The sequence below is a fragment of the Pseudokineococcus basanitobsidens genome (assembly GCF_037482545.1).
GTDB classification, from domain to species: Bacteria; Actinomycetota; Actinomycetes; order Actinomycetales; family Quadrisphaeraceae; genus Pseudokineococcus; species Pseudokineococcus basanitobsidens.
Genome location: NZ_JBBIAA010000014.1, coordinates 27,695 through 44,438, shown reverse-complemented (window position 1 = coordinate 44,438; position 16,744 = coordinate 27,695). Strand labels below are relative to the sequence as shown.

The 16,744-nt window shown below is 74.8% G+C and carries 12 protein-coding genes; 7 read left to right on the top strand and 5 right to left on the bottom strand.

What is annotated here, in order from left to right:
• Positions 1-57 precede the first annotated feature (57 nt).
• From WDZ17_RS11865 to WDZ17_RS11840, 6 genes are all read left to right on the top strand, one after another.
• A complete protein-coding gene (locus WDZ17_RS11865) occupies positions 58-2,454 on the top strand; it encodes an ATP-binding cassette domain-containing protein (protein ID WP_339575370.1) in 2,397 nt (798 codons plus the stop codon).
• 140 nt (positions 2,455-2,594) lie between these two features.
• A complete protein-coding gene (locus tag WDZ17_RS11860; RefSeq protein WP_339575369.1) occupies positions 2,595-5,735 on the top strand; it encodes an alpha-mannosidase in 3,141 nt (1,046 codons plus the stop codon).
• Complete coding sequence (locus WDZ17_RS11855; protein ID WP_339575368.1) at positions 5,732-7,057, top strand: glycoside hydrolase 5 family protein; 1,326 nt, start codon at positions 5,732-5,734, stop codon at positions 7,055-7,057. Before WDZ17_RS11860 ends, WDZ17_RS11855 begins: the two co-directional genes overlap by 4 nt.
• A 152-nt stretch (positions 7,058-7,209) precedes the next feature.
• Positions 7,210-8,598 (top strand): extracellular solute-binding protein, encoded by a 1,389-nt coding sequence (locus WDZ17_RS11850; RefSeq protein ID WP_339575367.1) that lies wholly within the window; start codon positions 7,210-7,212, stop codon positions 8,596-8,598.
• Positions 8,595-9,536: a carbohydrate ABC transporter permease gene (locus WDZ17_RS11845; RefSeq protein ID WP_339575366.1), complete on the top strand. Its 942-nt coding sequence runs from the start codon at positions 8,595-8,597 to the stop codon at positions 9,534-9,536. The genes WDZ17_RS11850 and WDZ17_RS11845 overlap by 4 nt, the downstream gene beginning before the upstream one ends.
• Positions 9,536-10,450, top strand: coding sequence for a carbohydrate ABC transporter permease (locus WDZ17_RS11840; RefSeq protein WP_339575365.1), 915 nt, complete (start codon positions 9,536-9,538; stop codon positions 10,448-10,450). The genes WDZ17_RS11845 and WDZ17_RS11840 overlap by 1 nt, the downstream gene beginning before the upstream one ends.
• A gap of 214 nt (positions 10,451-10,664) precedes the next feature.
• Here the strand turns inward: WDZ17_RS11840 and WDZ17_RS11835 are convergent, their stop codons facing one another.
• From WDZ17_RS11835 to WDZ17_RS11825, 3 genes are read right to left on the bottom strand one after another with little or no spacing between them, the layout of a single operon-like run.
• The gene (locus WDZ17_RS11835; protein WP_339575364.1) at positions 10,665-12,173 is read right to left on the bottom strand and encodes a tripartite tricarboxylate transporter permease; all 1,509 of its coding nucleotides are present in this window, start codon (positions 12,171-12,173) and stop codon (positions 10,665-10,667) included.
• Between the two features lie 46 nt (positions 12,174-12,219).
• Positions 12,220-12,999 (bottom strand): tripartite tricarboxylate transporter TctB family protein, encoded by a 780-nt coding sequence (locus tag WDZ17_RS11830; protein ID WP_339575363.1) that lies wholly within the window; start codon positions 12,997-12,999, stop codon positions 12,220-12,222.
• Complete coding sequence (locus WDZ17_RS11825) at positions 12,996-13,976, bottom strand: Bug family tripartite tricarboxylate transporter substrate binding protein (protein ID WP_339575362.1); 981 nt, start codon at positions 13,974-13,976, stop codon at positions 12,996-12,998. Before WDZ17_RS11825 ends, WDZ17_RS11830 begins: the two co-directional genes overlap by 4 nt.
• 247 nt (positions 13,977-14,223) lie before the next feature.
• On the opposite strand from WDZ17_RS11825, the gene WDZ17_RS11820 reads away from it, so the two are divergent.
• Positions 14,224-14,604 carry a universal stress protein gene (locus tag WDZ17_RS11820; protein WP_339575361.1) on the top strand — a complete coding sequence of 127 codons (381 nt, stop codon included), beginning with the start codon at positions 14,224-14,226 and terminating at the stop codon, positions 14,602-14,604.
• Positions 14,605-14,652: 48 nt separating this feature from the next.
• Here WDZ17_RS11820 and WDZ17_RS11815 read toward each other — a convergent pair whose 3' ends face one another.
• Positions 14,653-15,066 carry a hypothetical protein gene (locus WDZ17_RS11815; RefSeq protein ID WP_339575360.1) on the bottom strand — a complete coding sequence of 138 codons (414 nt, stop codon included), beginning with the start codon at positions 15,064-15,066 and terminating at the stop codon, positions 14,653-14,655.
• A 205-nt stretch (positions 15,067-15,271) separates the two neighbouring features.
• On the bottom strand, positions 15,272-16,588 hold the full coding sequence (locus WDZ17_RS11810; protein WP_339575359.1) for an acetamidase/formamidase family protein: 1,317 nt from the start codon (positions 16,586-16,588) through the stop codon (positions 15,272-15,274).
• Positions 16,589-16,744: the final 156 nt, after the last annotated feature.

Here is a 16,744-nt window from a genome sequence, read left to right as displayed (position 1 = left end):
CCCGAGCCCGCGGCCCGACGGGGGCCGTCCCGGCCGCGCCGACGCGGGGAGGTCGCCATGAGCACCGACGAGGTCGCGGACGGGCCCGGGGCCGACGTCCGCACCGCCGACCGGCACGACGTCATCCGGGTCCACGGCGCGCGCGAGAACAACCTGCGCGACGTGAGCCTCGAGATCCCCAAGCGCCGGCTCACGGTCTTCACCGGCGTGTCCGGGTCGGGCAAGAGCTCCCTGGTGTTCGGGACCGTCGCGGCGGAGTCGCAGCGGCTCGTCGACGAGACCTACAGCGCCTTCGTGCAGGGCTTCACGCCGAGCCGCAACCGCCCCGACGTCGACCTGCTGGAGGGTCTCACCGCGGCGATCGTCGTGGACCAGGAGCGGATGGGCTCCGACCCGCGCTCGACCGTCGGCACGGCCACGGACGCCGGCGCGTTGCTGCGCGTCCTGTTCAGCCGTCTCGGGCAGCCGCACGTCGGCCCGCCCGGTGCCTACTCCTTCAACGTCCCCTCGGTCCGGGCCACGGGGGCGATGACGGTCGAGCGCGGCGAGCGGCGCGCCGTCCGCCAGGAGTACTCGCGCACCGGCGGCATGTGCCCCCGCTGCGAGGGCAGGGGCGCCGTCTCCGACGTCGACCTCACGGCGCTGTTCGACGACGCCAAGTCGCTCGACGACGACCCCTTCACCATCCCCGGCTACAGCATGCAGGGCTGGTACGGGCGCATCTACAAGGGCAGCGGCTTCCTCGACCCGGCCAAGCCGATCCGCGACTACACCTCCCACGAGCGGCACGACCTGCTCCACAAGGAGCCGACGAAGGTCGAGGTCGAGGGGGTCAACCTCACCTACGAGGGGCTCATCCCGAAGATCACGAGGTCGATGCTCTCCAAGGACGTCGAGTCGCTCCAGCCGCACGTGCGCGCCTTCGTCGAGCGCGCCGTCACCTTCGCGACCTGCCCGGGGTGCGACGGGACCCGGCTCGCGGCGCCGGCGCGCTCCTCGAGGATCGGCGGGAAGAACATCGCCGATGTCAGCGCGCTGCAGGTCACCGACCTCGTCGCGTGGGTGCGCGACCTCGACGAGCCCTCCGTCGCACCGCTGCTCACCGCGCTGCGGGGCACCCTCGAGGCGCTCGTCGAGATCGGGCTCGGGTACCTCTCTCTCGACCGCCCGCCGGGCACGCTCTCGGGCGGCGAGGCGCAGCGCGTCAAGATGGTCCGCCACCTGTCCTCGCCGCTCTCGGACGTCACCTACGTCTTCGACGAGCCGACCGCCGGCCTGCACCCTCACGACGTCCGGCGCATGGACGACCTGCTGCTCCGGCTGCGCGACAAGGGCAACACCGTGCTCGTCGTCGAGCACGAGCAGGAGGTCGTCGTCGTCGCCGACCACGTCGTCGACCTCGGGCCCGGCGCGGGCAGCGCGGGCGGCCAGGTCGTCTACGCCGGCGACGTCGCCGGGCTGCGCACGAGCGGCACCCTGACCGGGCGCCACCTGGACGACCGCGCCCGGCTCAAGGACGTCGTCCGGGCGCGCACGGGGGCGCTCGAGGTCCGCGGGGCGTCCCTGCACAACCTGCGGGGCGTGGACGTGGACCTGCCGCTGGGCGTCCTCTGCGTCGTCACCGGGGTCGCCGGGTCGGGCAAGAGCTCGCTGGTCCACGGCTGCCTGCCCACGGGACCCGGTGTGCCGGAGGTCGTCGCGGTCGACCAGACGCCGATCCGGGGGTCGCGACGCAGCAGCCCCGCGACGTACACCGGCCTCCTGGAGCCGGTGCGGAAGGCGTTCGCCAAGGCCAACGGCGTGAAGCCCGCCCTGTTCAGCAGCAACTCCGAGGGGGCCTGCCCGACGTGCGGCGGCGCGGGCGTCGTCGAGGTCTCGCTGGGCATGATGACCTCGGTCGCCGTCACGTGCGAGGAGTGCGACGGCCGTCGCTTCGACGCGTCGGTGCTCGAGCACCACCTCGGCGGCAAGGACGTCGCCGAGGTGCTGGCGATGCCGGTCGACGAGGCCCTCGCCTTCTTCGCCGACGGCGAGGCGCGGACCCCGGCGGCGGTGAGGGTGCTGCGGCGGATGGCCGACGTCGGCCTCGGGTACCTCGTGCTCGGCCAGCCGATGACGACCCTGTCCGGCGGTGAGCGGCAGCGGCTGAGGCTCGCCGCGCACATGGCGACGCCGGGCGGCGTCTACGTCCTCGACGAGCCGACCACCGGCCTGCACCCCGCGGACGTCGACGCCCTCCTGGCGCTGCTCGACCGCCTCGTCGACGGCGGCACGTCGCTCGTCGTCGTGGAGCACCACCTCGCCGTCATGGCGCACGCCGACTGGCTGGTCGACCTGGGCCCCGGCGCCGGGCACGACGGCGGGCGCGTGGTCTTCGAGGGCACGCCCGCCGACCTCGTCGCCGCGCGCTCGACGCTGACCGGCGAGCACCTCGCAGCCGCCGTCGGGGGGTGACGAGCGGGCGGACCGGGCATCACGGAAGGATCACGATGCCTCTTCCGCCAGGGCGCTCCCTCGTGGTGACATAAGCACGTCTGGACCAGTCGTCCAGGCCGACCGCGCTCACCGACGACCGCACAGGAGACACCTCCCGCATGCACGACGACCGAGCCGTCCTCCGCCAGCGCGTCGAGCGCACGCTCACCCACCGGCTTCGCCCCGCCGTGCACCGCACCGTGGCGGCGCTGCAGGTCGAGGCGTGGCACGTCGAGGGTGGTCGGGGCGAGCCCGTCCCGCCCGCGGACGCGCTGCCGGGGGACGCGGGCGGCGGGCCGCGGTCGGCGCAGGCGCGGTACGAGCCCATGGCCGTCGGCGAGACGTGGGGACCGGCGTGGGGGACGACCTGGTTCCACGTCACCGGCGAGGTCCCGGCCGACGCCGTCGGGCGACGGGTCGAGCTCGTGCTCGACCTGGGGTGGACGGACTCCTCGCCGGGCTTCCAGGCGGAGGGTCTCGTCTACACCGCCGACGGTGCGCCGGTGAAGGGGCTCAACCCGCGCAACGGGTGGGTCCCCGTGGCGCAGGACGCCGTCGGCGGAGAACGGGTCGACCTCTTCGTCGAGGCCGCCGCGAACCCCCTGGTCCTCGGCGACGAGGGTGACCGCTTCGGGCCGACCGCGCTGGGGGACAAGGACTCCGCGCCGACCGAGCCGCTGTACCGCCTCGCCCGCGCCGACGTCGCGGTGCTCGAGACGGAGGTGTGGGAGCTCGTCGCCGACCTCGAGGTGCTGGGCGGCCTGCTCGCCGAGCTCGGCGACGGCGACCCGCGCGGCTGGCAGGTGGCGCGCGCGCTCGAGCGCAGCCTCGACGTGCTCGACCTGCAGGACGTCACCGGGACGGCGGCGGCCGCGCGCGCCGAGCTGGCCGACGTCCTCGCCGCCCCCGCGACGGCGAGCGCCCACCGCCTGACCGCCGTCGGCCACGCCCACATCGACTCCGCGTGGCTGTGGCCGTTGCGGGAGACGGTCCGCAAGGTCGCGCGGACGACGTCGAACGTCGTCGACCTCATGGACTCCGACGAGGGGCGCGACCTCGTCTACGCCATGAGCTCCGCGCAGCAGTTCGCCTGGATCGAGGAGCACCGCCCCGAGGTCTTCGCCCGCGTGGCCGAGAAGGTGCGCGAGGGCCGGTTCGTGCCCGTCGGCGGGATGTGGGTGGAGTCCGACACGAACATGCCCGGCTCCGAGGCCATGGCGCGCCAGCTCGTCCACGGCAAGCAGTACTTCCTCGACCGGTTCGGCGTGGACACGCAGGAGGTCTGGCTGCCGGACTCCTTCGGGTACTCGGCGGCCCTGCCGCAGCTGGTGCGCCTGTCGGGCTCGCGCTGGTTCCTCACCCAGAAGATCAGCTGGAACACCACCAACGTCTTCCCCCACCACACGTTCTGGTGGGAGGGGATCGACGGCACCCGGGTCCTCACGCACTTCCCGCCCGTCGACTCCTACAACGCCGAGCTGACGGCGGCGGAGCTGGCGCACGCCCAGGCGAACCACCGCGACAAGGCCGGCTCGAACCGGTCGCTCGTGCCCTTCGGGTACGGCGACGGCGGGGGCGGGCCCACCCGCGAGATGCTCCAGCGCGCCCGGCGGACGGCGGACCTCGAGGGCTCGCCGCGGGTCGCCGTGGAGGCGCCGTCGGCCTTCTTCGAGGCCGCCGAGGCCGAGTACCCCCCGACCGGTCGAGGGGCGGGCCCGGTGTGGGTCGGCGAGCTCTACCTCGAGATCCACCGGGGCACGTACACGTCGCAGGCGGCGACCAAGCAGGGCAACCGCCGCAGCGAGCACCTGCTGCGGGAGGCCGAGCTGTGGTCCACCGCCGCTGCTCTGGCGGACGGGTCCTTCGCCTACCCCCACGACGACCTCGACCGGCTCTGGAAGACGGTGCTGCTGCACCAGTTCCACGACATCCTCCCCGGCTCGTCGATCGCCTGGGTGCACCGCGAGGCCCGCGAGACCTACGCCCGCGTGGCCGAGGAGCTCGAGGGGCTGGTCGCGCGGGCGCTCGGCGCCCTGGCGGGCGACGGCGAGGGGACGGTCGTGCTGAACGCCACGCCCCACGCCCGGGGCGCGGCGCCCGCGCTCGGCGGGGCCGTGGCGCCCTCGACCGGCGAGGCCGCCGCCGACGTGCAGGTCGAGGAGGGCGAGGGCGGCTGGGTGCTCGACAACGGGCGCGTGCGCGTCGTCGTGGACGGCCACGGGCTGCTCACCTCCGTCCGCGACCTCGTGGCCGACCGCGAGGTCCTCGCGCCCGGGCAGGCCGGGGCGCTGCTGCAGCTGCACCCCGACACGCCCAACGCCTGGGACGCCTGGGACCTGGACGCCTTCTACCGCAACCGGGTCACCGACCTCACCGGTGCGGACTCCGTCGAGCTCCTGCCCGTCGGCGACGACGGCGCCGCCGGGGTGCGGGTGCGCCGGTCCTTCGGCGCCTCGACCGTCGTGCAGGACCTGTCGCTCGCCCCCGGCGCCGCCCGCGTCGACGTGCGGTGCGAGGTCGACTGGGCCGAGCGCGAAAAGGTCCTCAAGCTCGCCTTCCCGCTCGACGTCCACACCGACTCCGCGGCGTACGAGACGCAGTTCGGGCACCTGCGCCGGCCCACCCACGTGAACACCACCTGGGACGCGGCCCGCTTCGAGGTCTGCGCGCACCGCTTCGTCCACGTCGCCGAGCCCGGCTACGGCGTCGCCGTCGTCAACGACTCCACCTACGGCCACGACGTCGCCCGCCACCCGCGCGAGGGCGGTGGCACGACGTCGACGGTGCGCCTGTCCTTGCTGCGCGCCCCCCGCTTCCCCGACCCGGACACCGACCAGGGCGTGCACGTGCTGCGGGCCGCCCTGGTGGTCGGGGCCGGCGTGGCGGACGCCGTCCGCGAGGGCTACGCCCTCAACCTCCCCGAGCGCCGGGTCCCCGGCGGCCGCGCCGTCGCGCCCGTGGTGCGCGTCGAGGACGAGAGCGCGCCGGGCGCCGTCGTCGTCGAGGCCGTCAAGCTCGCCGACGACGCGAGCGGCGACGTCGTCGTCCGCCTCTACGAGGCGCTCGGCGGCCGCGCCCGGGCCCGGCTCGTCCCCGGCTTCGCGGCCGCGGGGGTCGAGGAGGTGGACCTTCTCGAGCGTCCGGCGCCGGCCGACGTCCGCGGCGCGCTGCACGATGAGCAGCTCGACGACGGCGCCGCCGTCCTGGCGCTGCGCCCCTTCCAGGTGGTCACCCTGCGTCTGCGCCGGGAGGCGCCGTGACGGCCGCCCCGCCCGTGGGCGCGCCGCTGGCGCTGCCCGGAGGCGGCCTGCGGGTCGGGGCCAACTACACGCCGAGTCGCGGGTGGTTCCACTCGTGGATGGACCTGGACCTCGACGAGGTGCGGCGAGACCTGGACTCGGTGGCCGAGATGGGCCTGGACCACGTGCGGGTCTTCCCGCTGTGGCCGCTGCTGCAGCCGGACCGCTCCCTGGTGCGGGCCCGGGCCGTGGAGGACGTCGTCGCCGTCGTGGACCTCGCCGCCGAGCGGGGCCTCGCCACGAGCGTGGACGCGCTGCAGGGGCACCTGTCGAGCTTCGACTTCCTTCCCGCCTGGGTCGTGACCTGGCACCGGCGGTCGCTCTTCACGGACGAGGACGTCGTCGCCGCGCAGGAGCGGCTTGTGACGGCCCTCGCGGCGGCACTCGCCGACCGGCCGGGCTTCCTCGGGCTGGGTCTCGGCAACGAGACGAACCAGTTCGCGCACCCGTACCACCCCGACCCGTCTCCGCTGGGGGCCGAGCAGGCGAGCGTCTGGCTCGCCCGGCTGCTCGCCGCCGCCGACCGCGCCGCCCCCGGCGGGCAGCACACCCACTCCGCGGACGACGACGTCTGGTTCCGCGACTCCAGCGCCGTCACGCCGGCCCACGCGACGGCTCTCGGGGCGGCGACGACGGTCCACTCGTGGGTGTTCCGCGACGGCGTCCGTGACCTCGGCCCCTGCTCCGAGGGGCAGCTGCTGCACGCCCGCTACCTGCTCGAGCTCGCCGCCGGGGCGGCCCAGGACCCGGGGCGGTGCGTGTGGCTCCAGGAGGTGGGCGCACCGGAGCCCCAGGTCCCGCCCGGACGCGCCGGGGACTTCCTCGCCGGCACGCTCGAGCGTGTCGTCGGGGCGCCGGGCCTCGCCGCCGTCACGTGGTGGTGCTCGCACGACGTCGACGCGGGTCTCGCGGACTTCCCACCCCTGGAGCACGGGCTGGGGCTGATGACGAGCGAGCGACGGCGCAAGCCGGCGGCCGACGCGCTGGTCGAGCTGCTGCCGGACCTGCGCCGGCCGTGCGCCCCGCACGCCGGGGACCGCGACGGCCTCCTCGTCCCCGGGCTCGGCGAGCCCGGGGCGCGGTCGGCGACGTCCCCCACCGGGGAGGTCGCCGCCGCCTGGCGGGAGGTGGCGTCGGACGGCGAGCCGCCGGCGCTGGTCACCCCGCAGGACGCCGCCGACCCGGCGCGCCTGCGCGCGCGGGGGGTGCGTCGGCTCGTGGAGGTCGCCGAGGTGGCGGCCGGACGCGGGCACGGCGCCGTGGTCGGGGCGTCAGCGCCCTGAGCACCTGAGCCAGGCGGGCCCGGGACGTCCGGGCCCGGGTCCGACGAGGCGGCGACGGAGCCGTGGAGCGGAGGTCCACCGTGGTGCATGCCATCAGGTCCGGCGGCAGGCCGGGCGAGAGGTCGGCCAGGGCCGGGAGGGCCGGCCCGCGCGTGGCTGCGGCGTCGGCCGCGGTGCTCGCGCTGGCGGCCGCCGTGAGCGGCTGCGGCCAGCAGGACGCGGCGGCGCGGGCCGACACGCTGCGCGTCGCCTACCAGCAGTTCGGCGGCGGGACGAGCGTCCCGGAGTGGTTCGCCGGTGTGGAGGCGCAGTTCGAGGAGGAGAACCCCGGCGTCGACGTGCAGCTGATGCCCGTGGTCGCCGGCGGCAACGACTACTTCACCAAGCTCAACCTCATGCGGGGCTCGGAGCGCACGGCCCCGGACGTCGTCCTGCAGGACACCTTCCAGATCAACTCCGACATCGAGGCGGGCTACCTCCTGCCGCTCGACGACCGGCTCGCGCAGTGGGAGGACTGGCCCCAGTTCGCGGGTTCCGAGGCGGCGACGACCGGCCGCGACGGCTCCGTCTACGGCGTCTCCATGGGCACCGACACCCGCGGCCTCTGGTACAACCGCGACCTGCTCGAGGAGGCCGGCGTCGAGGTGCCGTGGCAGCCGCGGACCTGGGAGGACGTGCTCGACGCCGCCCGCGCCGTCCGGGACGCCGGCCTGCGGTCGCCGGACGGCCAGGACGTCGTCCCCCTCAACGTCTACGGCGGCTCCTCCGTGGGCGAGGTGACGTCGATGCAGGGCGTCCAGATGCTCCTCGCCGGCACGGGCGACACGCTCTACGACGACGAGACGCAGAAGTGGGTCGTCGCGAGCCAGGGGTTCGAGGACTCGATGGGCTTCCTCGACACCGTCTACAGCGAGGACCTGGGCCCCTCCCTGGCCCTGGCCCTGGACCCCCAGATCCAGTACGCCGTGGCGGGCCAGCTCATCCCCGACCAGCGCGTCGCCATCGCCCTCGACGGCTCGTGGCAGGTCAACAACTGGCAGGAGGGCGGGGCCGGTGCCTGGCCGGAGTGGCCCGAGACGCTGGACGTCGCCCCCATGCCGACGCAGGACGGGCAGGAGCCCGGTGCGGTGAGCATGTCCGGCGGCTTCGCGTTCGCCGTCAGCGCGGGGGCACCCGACCCCGACCTGGCGTTCGACTTCGTCACGACGGCGGCGGACGCCGAGAACTCCCTCGGCTACTACCTGGCGGCCCAGCAGATCTCGGTGCGCGCGGACGTGACCGACGACCCGCGGTACGCCGACCAGAACGCGGTGATCGGCAAGCTGACCGACCTCGTCGACGTCACGCGCTACCGCCCCGCCTACCAGGAGTACCCGCGGATCTCCAACGAGATCAGCACCACGGCGGAGTCGGTCATCACGGGTGACCGCACGCCGGCCCAGGCCATGGCCGACTACGGCGACGCCGTCACCGGCATCGTCGGCGAGGACGACGTCGAACGCGCCGACGACGCACCCGCCGCACCCGAGGAGGGCTCGTGAGCGTCCTGGAGACCCGCGGGGGCAGCGCCCCCGCCCCCGCGCCGCAGGCGGCGCCCGAGCGTCCGCCGCGCCGCCGGCCCGCGAGCCGCTGGTTGGTGCCGATGGCCCCGGCCGTCGTCCTGCTGGCCGTCTTCTTCGCAGGCCCCGTCGTGTGGAGCGTCCTGCTCTCCTTCACCGACGCCTCGCTGACCGGCTCCGCCGCGGCGCAGACGTCCTTCGTCGGGCTCGACAACTTCGTCGCCCTGGCGCAGGACCCGGCGGTGTGGAACGCCGTCGTCCTCACCGTGGTCTTCGTCGTCGGCTCGGCGGTCGTCGGGCAGAACGGGCTCGGGCTCTCGCTGGCGCTCATGCTCCGCGGCCGGGGCACCCTCGTCCGCTCGCTCGTGACCCTGCCGGTGATGGCGGCCTACGTCGTCCCGGAGATCGTCGCGGCCTTCGTCTGGTACGCGTTCCTCAACCCGGAGGGCACGCTCAACACGGCCCTCGGGGGGCTCGGCCTCCCGGGGCAGAGCTGGCTGTTCACCGTCCCGATCCTGGCCGTCGTCCTCGCCAACATCTGGCGCGGGACGGCGTTCTCCATGCTCATCTACCTCGCGGCGCTGAGCCAGGTGCCGGCCGACGTCGACGAGCAGGCCCAGATCGACGGCGCGTCGGGCTGGGCGCGGCTGCGCTTCGTCACCATCCCGATGATCCGGCGGGCCATCGGCACGAACCTCGTTCTCGTGACCCTGCAGACGCTGCAGGTCTTCACGCTGATCTTCGTCATGACGGCGGGAGGGCCGGGCGACAAGAGCGAGACGCTGCCGCTGCTCATGTACGAGCAGGCCTTCCAGTACGCCGCCCTCGGCTACGGCACGGCCATCGCGCTCGTGCTGCTCGCCGTCGGCGCCGTCTTCTCGCTCGGCTACATCCGCGCCATCGGCAAGGAGGAGATCTGATGGCCACCGCCACGGCACCCACCCCCGGCACGGCCCCCGGCAGGGGGACGACGGTGCCGCCGACCCGGGCGCCGCGCCCCACCGTCGCGTCGCCGCGGCGAAGGGCGTCCGACGTCATCGTCACGGCGGTGCTCGTCGTGATCGCCGTGCTCTTCGCCGTGCCGCTGCTCTGGCTCGTCCTCGCCGCCCTGGACCCGGGCGCGACGCTGCAGCTCTCGCTGCCGGACGACCCCGGTGCGGACAACTTCGCCGCCGTCCTCACCTACGCGACGACGGTCCGCCCGCTGCTCAACTCGCTGGTCCTGTGCCTGTCGGCGGCGGTCATCACGGTGCTCGTCGCGACGCTCGCCGCGTACCCGCTCTCGCGCTACCAGCTGCGCTACGGGAGGCCGTTCCTCTACACGATCCTCTTCGCGACCGGGCTGCCGCTGACCGCGGTGATGGTGCCCGTCTACAGCCTCTTCGCGCGGCTCGACCTCGTGGACACGCGCTACGGGACCATCCTGTTCATGGCCGCGACGTCGCTGCCCATCGCGGTGTGGCTGCTGAAGTCCTTCATGGACGGCGTCCCGGTCGAGCTGGAGGAGGCCGCCTGGACCGACGGTGCCTCGGCCATGCAGTCGCTGCGGGGGATCGTCGCCCCGCTCATGCTGCCCGGGATGCTCGTCGTCGGGATCTTCACCTTCATCACGGCGTGGGGGAACTTCTTCGTCCCCTTCGTCCTGCTCCTGACGGAGGAGAAGCTGCCCGCCGCGGTGACGATCTACCAGTTCTTCGGCCAGTACGGCGCCGCCGCCTACGGCCAGCTCGCGGCATACTCGCTGCTCTACACGCTGCCCGTGGTCGTGCTCTACGTCGTCGTCTCCCGCTGGCTCGGCGGCGCCTTCACCCTCGGGGGCGGCGTCAAGGGCTGAGGCCCCGCCCCGTCCACCTCTCCCGCACTTCGACGACTTCCTGTCAGGAACGACCGGCGTGTCGTGACAGGAAGTCGTCGAAGTGCGGGAGAGGCGAGCGAAGAGGGACGCGCGACGACGTGTGCCCGGTCGATGACGTCGTCTGGCGGTGGATGCCGTCTGCGCTAGACGGACCCAGAGACGCCGATCGAGGTTCAGAGAGGCCGATCGAGGCTCAGACGTCGGCGCTGCGCCGGCGCCGGATCTTCCCGACGACGGCGAGGACCACGGCGACCACGAGCAGCGCGTAGATGACGACGGTGATGGGGGTGGAGACGAGCGTCGTCACGTCGCCCTCGCTGATGGCGAGGCTCCGGCGGAGGTTCGTCTCGGCGAGCGGGCCGAGGATCACCGCGATGAGGACGGGCGCCAGCGGGACGTCGTGGCGGCGCATGAGGAACCCGAGCAGGCCCAGGCCGAGCAGCAGGGCGAGGTCGACGGCGGAGCCGGCCGTCGCGTAGATGCCGAGGCCCGCGAATACGGTGATGCCGGCGTAGAGGTACTGCCGGGAGATCTTCAGCAGCCTCGCCCACAGCGGCGCGAAGGGCAGGTTGAGCACGACGAGCACGAAGAGCCCGATGAAGAGGCTCGCGATGAGCGCCCACACGAGGTCCCCCTCGCGCTCGAAGAGCAGCGGGCCCGGCGGGATGCCGAACTGCTCGAAGGCGCCGAGCAGGACGGCCGCGGTCGCCGACGTGGGCAGGCCCAGCGCGAGCAGGGCCCCCATCGCCGTGCCGGCCGTCGCGTTGCCGGCGGCCTCGGGCCCCGCGACGCCGCGGATGGCGCCGCGGCCGAACTTCGGGACGCGGAGGCGGGAGTCGAGGCGGCGCTCGGTGCCGTAGGAGAGGAAGGTCGGCACCTCGGAGCCGCCGACCGGGATGACGCCGAAGGGGACGCCGAACGCGGTGCCGCGCAGCCACGCCGGGAGCGCCTCGCGGAACTCGGCCCGGGACAGGAAGGGGCGGCCCTGGACGGCGACGAGCCGGTCGCCGCTGGCGTGCTTCGAGCGGCTGGCGACGTGGAGCACCTCTCCCAGCGCGAGCAGCCCGACGGTGATGACGACGATGCCGACCCCGTCGAAGAGCTGGGGCACACCGAGCGTGTACCGCACCGTGCCGGTCTGGAGGTCGATGCCGACGAGCCCGACGGTGAAGCCGATGACGAGCGCCGCCAGTCCCTTGAGCACCGAGTCGGCGACGACGAACGCCGTCGCGACGAAGGCGAAGACGGTGAGCGCGAAGAACTCCTCGGGGCCGAAGGCGGAGACGAGGTCGGCGAAGGCGGGGGCGCCGAGGGCGACGACCGTCGTCGCGATGAGGCCGCCGACGAACGCGCCGATGGCGGAGGTCGCCAGCGCCTGCGCCGCACGGCCGTCCAGCGCCATGCGGTGCCCCTCGAAGGTCGCGGCGATGGCCGAGGAGTTGCCGGGCGTGTTGAGCAGGATCCCGGTGATCGAGTCGCCGAACAGCCCGCCGTAGTAGACGCCGGCGAGCATGATGAGGGCGCCCGTCGGGTCGAGCGCGAGGGTCACGGGCAGCAGCAGCGCCACCGCCATCGACGAGCCGAGACCGGGCAGGACGCCCACGGCCGTGCCCAGCAGTGCGCCGAGGAAGACCCACAGCAGGTTGATCGGCGTCAGCGCCGTCGCGAAGCCGCCGGCGAGGTCGGCGAGGTTCTCCGCCATCAGAGGTCCTCCGTCGGGGTGGTGGTCGGAGGGGTCACGGCGTCGATCACAGGGCCAGCACGCCGGCGGGCAGGTTGAGCCCGAGCCCGGCGCTGAAGGCGAGCTGGACGACGGCCGCCACGGCCAGCGCGACGCCGACGTCGAAGAGGCGTCGGCGGCTGCCGAGGGACTGCGCGGTGCCCCAGAACAACCACGTGCCGGCGAGCAGCCAGCCCAGCGGCACGAGGACGGCGATGAAGATCGCGAAGGTGACGGCGACGAGCACCATCGCGCGCCAGTCCGTCGGGGCGACGGGGAGGTCGGGCTCCCGCTGCGCGGTGCCCCGGTCGGCGGTGCCCCGGTCGGCGGTGCCCCGGTCGGCGGTGTCCCGGTCGGCGGTGCTCTGGTCCGCGGCGACCGTCGTCGCCAGCCCGGCGCTGCCGGCGGCGGCGTCGTCGGTCGGGGCGCCGGCGGGCCGGGGGCCGGCGTCGGCGAGCCGGCGGTGCGCGGCGCGACGCTCGCGGACCGCGTCGACGACGAGCCCGACCGCGACGACCCAGGCGAGCACGAGCACGATCACGGGGAAGAACTCGGGACCGGGGCCGCCTTCTGCGCTCTCCTCGGGGTCCATGACGACGAGCCCGTAGGTGAGGAAGAGCGCGAAGCCGGTGACGGCGGCCGCCATGGCGAACGAGCCGCGCGACGGCTCGGGGGGCGCCGTCCGTGGGCCCTCCTCCTGCGGAGGGCCGTCGTGGGCGGCGGCGCCTGCGCCCGCGGGGTGGCTGCCTCCGTCCAGGGCGTCCCGCGTGCTGCCGGGGCGACCGCCCCCGGGCGTCGTGGCGCTCACAACCCCGCCTCCTCGAGGATCTGGCGGATGCGGGCGACCTCGTCGTCGACGAAGGCGGCGAAGTCGTCGCCGACGAGCTCGGCGTCCACCCACTGGTTCGTCTCGAGGGTCTGCTGCCACGTCGGGGTCGCGAGCGTCTCGGTGATGATGTCCTCGAGCTCCTGGGTCTCCTCGTCCGTGAGCCCCGGCGGCGCGAGCACGCCGCGCCAGTTGCCCTGGTGGACGTCGTAGCCGAGCTCGTAGAGCGTGGGGATGCCCAGCTCGGGCTGCGGCTCGGGCGCCGAGACGGCCAGGGCGCGCAGCCGGCCCGCCTCGATCTGGTCGGCGAACTCGTTGTACCCGCTGATGCCGACGTCGCTGGCCCCGGACAGCAGGGCCGCGATCGCCTCGCCGCCGCCGGAGTAGGCGATGTAGTTGACGTCGGTCGCGGGGACGTCGACGGCCAGCGCCAGCTGGGCGGCGAGCAGCTGGTCCGTCCCGCCGAGCGACCCGCCGCCGACGGCGACGGCGCCCGGGTCGTCCTGCCAGGCGGCGACGAGGTCGTCGACCGACTCCAGCGGCGAGTCCGCCGGGACGACGATGATCTCGTAGTCGTCCGTGGTCCGGGCGATCGGGGTGACGTCGTCGATGCCCACGGGGCTGTGGTTGATCTCGACGCCACCGACCATGACGGTGCCCGTGACCATGAGGACGTCGCTCTGGCCGTCCATCTCCTGCAGCTGCGCGAGCCCGATCGTGCCGGCGGCGCCGGGGACGTTGACGACCTGCGGGTTCGTGACGACGCCCTCCTCGCGCATCGTCGCCTGGAGCTGGCGGGCGAGGGTGTCCCAGCCGCCGCCGGGGGAGGCGGGGGCGATGATCGTCAGCCCGGTCCGGGCCCCGGACAGGGTGCCGGCGGTGCGGGCGTCGTAGGCCGCCGCGCCGACGAGCGGCACGAGCAGCACCACGCCCAGCACGGCCTTCGCGCGTCGGTGCACGGCGTCCTCCTCGTCGAGCGCGCCGGCCCCGGCGGGCGCGTCGCTGCGGTGACGACGGCCCCGGCAGCGGCCAGTCCCCTCGTCTGGGCGGGCACGGTACCGCCGAGGGAGGACGTCCCGACGCGTACCGGTCGTCCGCAGGCGCGGCTCCTGCGAGGATCCGCCCGTCCTGGGCGTCGGACGGGTGTCCCCGTCCGCCGCCCGTCAGCAGCGGTCGGTCGGACCGACGGGTCAAGGGGTGGTGGCGGTGGCGGTCCTCGTGGGCTGGTCGGGCACGGTCGAGGGCGCGGCGGCGCTCGAGCGCGGGGTCGCCGAGGCGCGGCTGCGGGACCTGCCGCTGGCGGTGCTCGACCTCAGCGCGCACGACGACCACGGCGAGGCCGCGCGTCGCGCCGTCGACGCCCTGGCGGAGCGCCCGTCGTCGGTCGACGTGCTGCCGCGGCCGGAGCACCAGGACCCCGTCGACGCGCTGCTCGACGCCGTGCCCTCGTCGGGGGCGGAGCTCGTCGTCGTCGGGACCCGGCGCCGCTCGCCCGTCGGCAAGTTCCTCACGGGCAGCACCGCCCAGCGCGTGATCCTCGGCGCGGACGTCCCCGTGCTCGTCGTCAAGGCCGGCCGGGAGGGCTGAGGGCGCCCCGTCCCGCCGCTATCCCGCGGCGGGACGTCGGGCAGCGTGTCAGGCGGTGCCTGAGGCGGGGCGTCGGCCCAGCGAGGCGACGAGCAGCCACACGGTCCCGCCGACGACCGTGAGCGAGAGCGGGACGTGCACCGACAGCGGGGCGTGGTCGCCGCTCCACGCCTGGAGGAACGTCAGCGCGAAGGTGGCGACGGCCAGGACCGCGACCCACGTCCGGCCGCCGGAGACGCGCCACCAGATCGCCGCGAGGGCGGCGAGGCCGGTGAGGACGTGCAGCACCACGGCGCCGCCCGAGTGCGCACCGAGCCACGAGCCGTCGGTGAGGTAGTGCCCGGCCGTGACGAACTGCCAGACGACGGACAGGACCCCGAGCAGAGCCCCCACCTGGAGCGCGCGGAGGGCGCCGGCGGACCCGGTGCTGCGACCGGTCGAGCGAGCGGCGGTGGTGGTCATGGCGTCCTCCAGGTGGGGCCCGCGGCGGCGCGGACGCCCCAGCGGAACACCGGGCCCCCGTCGCCGCCAGCCCGTCCGGGGAACTCCCAGGTGGCGGACGGGCATGACCACCCGTCCGGGGGACGCGACCGTGACGGCGCCCGCGAGCGCGGACCTCGAAGGACGGCACGCCGTGCGCCGCCCCTCGAGGTCCGCGCGCGGTGGCTCACCCCTCGAAGTCGGCCTTGCGGATGAGCGCGTGGACGCCGGTCGTGCGGTCGACCACCTGCGAGACGTGGAAGTCCGTGGCGGCCGAGAGGTAGGCGTAGGCCACCGGTCCGGGCATCCCCAGCTCCTCGGTGAGGAACGCCAGGGCGTGCCGCACGGCCTGCTTCATGGCGACGTCGAGGTCGGTGACGTTCCCCCCGCCCTCGGGGCCGTCCTGGTCGGACAGGCCGATGGGGATCCAGTGCTCCGGGGTCTCGGCGAAGGGCTGCTCCGCCGTGAGGAGCGGCGCGCCGTCACCGGGGCGGACGACGGTCAGCCGCAGCCGCGCCCGCAGCGAGCCCTCCATCGCGGTGAGCGCCACCTCGCCGTCGCCCTGCGCCATGTGCGGGTCTCCCGTGAAGAACAGCGCTCCGGGCACGCGGACGGGCAGGTAGAGGCTCGCGCCGACGCCGACGTCCTTCACGTCCATGTTGCCGCCGGCGTCCGTGGGAGGCACGGAGTCCACGAGTGCCCGGGTGTCGCGCGCCACGCCCATGAGCCCGAGGAACGGGTTCAGCGGGAACCGGGCGGTGACCGGGCCCGGCATCGCGCCGACCAGGCCGTCGCCCCGCGCCTGGACCTCGGTGAAGACGCTGACGTTGCCGCCCTCGTTGAAGTAGCGCGCCAGCGACGCGTCGCCCTCCCACGCCTCGGGGTACTCGCCCGGCAGTGCGCCCTTGCCGTGCCGGTTCGAGACGACGCCGTAGGGCACGCGCGGGGCGAGGTCGAGGACGTCGACCTTGAGGACGTCGCCCGGCTGCGCCCCGCGGACGGCGATCGGCCCGGTGACGACGTGCGGTCCCGGGCCGTCGTGGGGCGTGCGGGCGGCGACGCCGATCGCGTCCGTGAGCACGGCGTCCGGGTCGACGCCGAAGGACGTGAAGTACGCGAGCGGGTCCTTGCCCTGGTCCTCCAGGACGCCCTCGTGGGAGACCGTGTCGACCGTCACGACCTGCCCGGAGCGCACCCGCTCGACCGGTGCGGTGGACCGCGTGGGCAGCCGTCCCCACAGCGCCTCCTCGGGGCGGCACGGCAGGTAGACGTCGCGGGAAGGGCGGTCGGGCAGCGGTTGCAGGACGGGCGGGACGACGGCGCCCCCGGCGGCGCGGGCGGGGACGCCCAGCGCACCGCCCGCGAGACCGGCCGCCGCCGCGCCGACACCGGCCGCCGCGCGCACGAACCCGCGGCGTCCGAGGCCGCGCACGAGCAGGTCGGCCGCCTCCGCCGGCTGCGGAACGGGCGTGCGGGTCGGGTCCTGCGGGCGTCCTGCGGTCACGGGGATCTCCTCACCTGGCGCCCCGGCGGGGCGGCTGGGTCGCGACCCTGGTGGCACCGCGTGACGGCGTGGTGACCCCACGTGTCGTCCGTGTTGCGGCGTGCGTCCCCCCACCCGACGTCGTCGCCGACGTCGGGTGGGGGGCCGGGTGCGGGG

Excerpts from the sequence above, each read along its gene's own strand:
- WDZ17_RS11865 (WP_339575370.1), top strand. The coding sequence starts at position 58 with ATGAGCACCGACGAGGTCGCGGACGGGCCCGGGGCCGACGTCCGCACC.
- WDZ17_RS11860 (WP_339575369.1), top strand. The coding sequence starts at position 2,595 with ATGCACGACGACCGAGCCGTCCTCCGCCAGCGCGTCGAGCGCACGCTC.
- WDZ17_RS11840 (WP_339575365.1), top strand. The coding sequence starts at position 9,536 with ATGGCCACCGCCACGGCACCCACCCCCGGCACGGCCCCCGGCAGGGGG.
- WDZ17_RS11835 (WP_339575364.1), bottom strand. The coding sequence starts at position 12,173 with ATGGCGGAGAACCTCGCCGACCTCGCCGGCGGCTTCGCGACGGCGCTG.
- WDZ17_RS11815 (WP_339575360.1), bottom strand. The coding sequence starts at position 15,066 with ATGACCACCACCGCCGCTCGCTCGACCGGTCGCAGCACCGGGTCCGCC.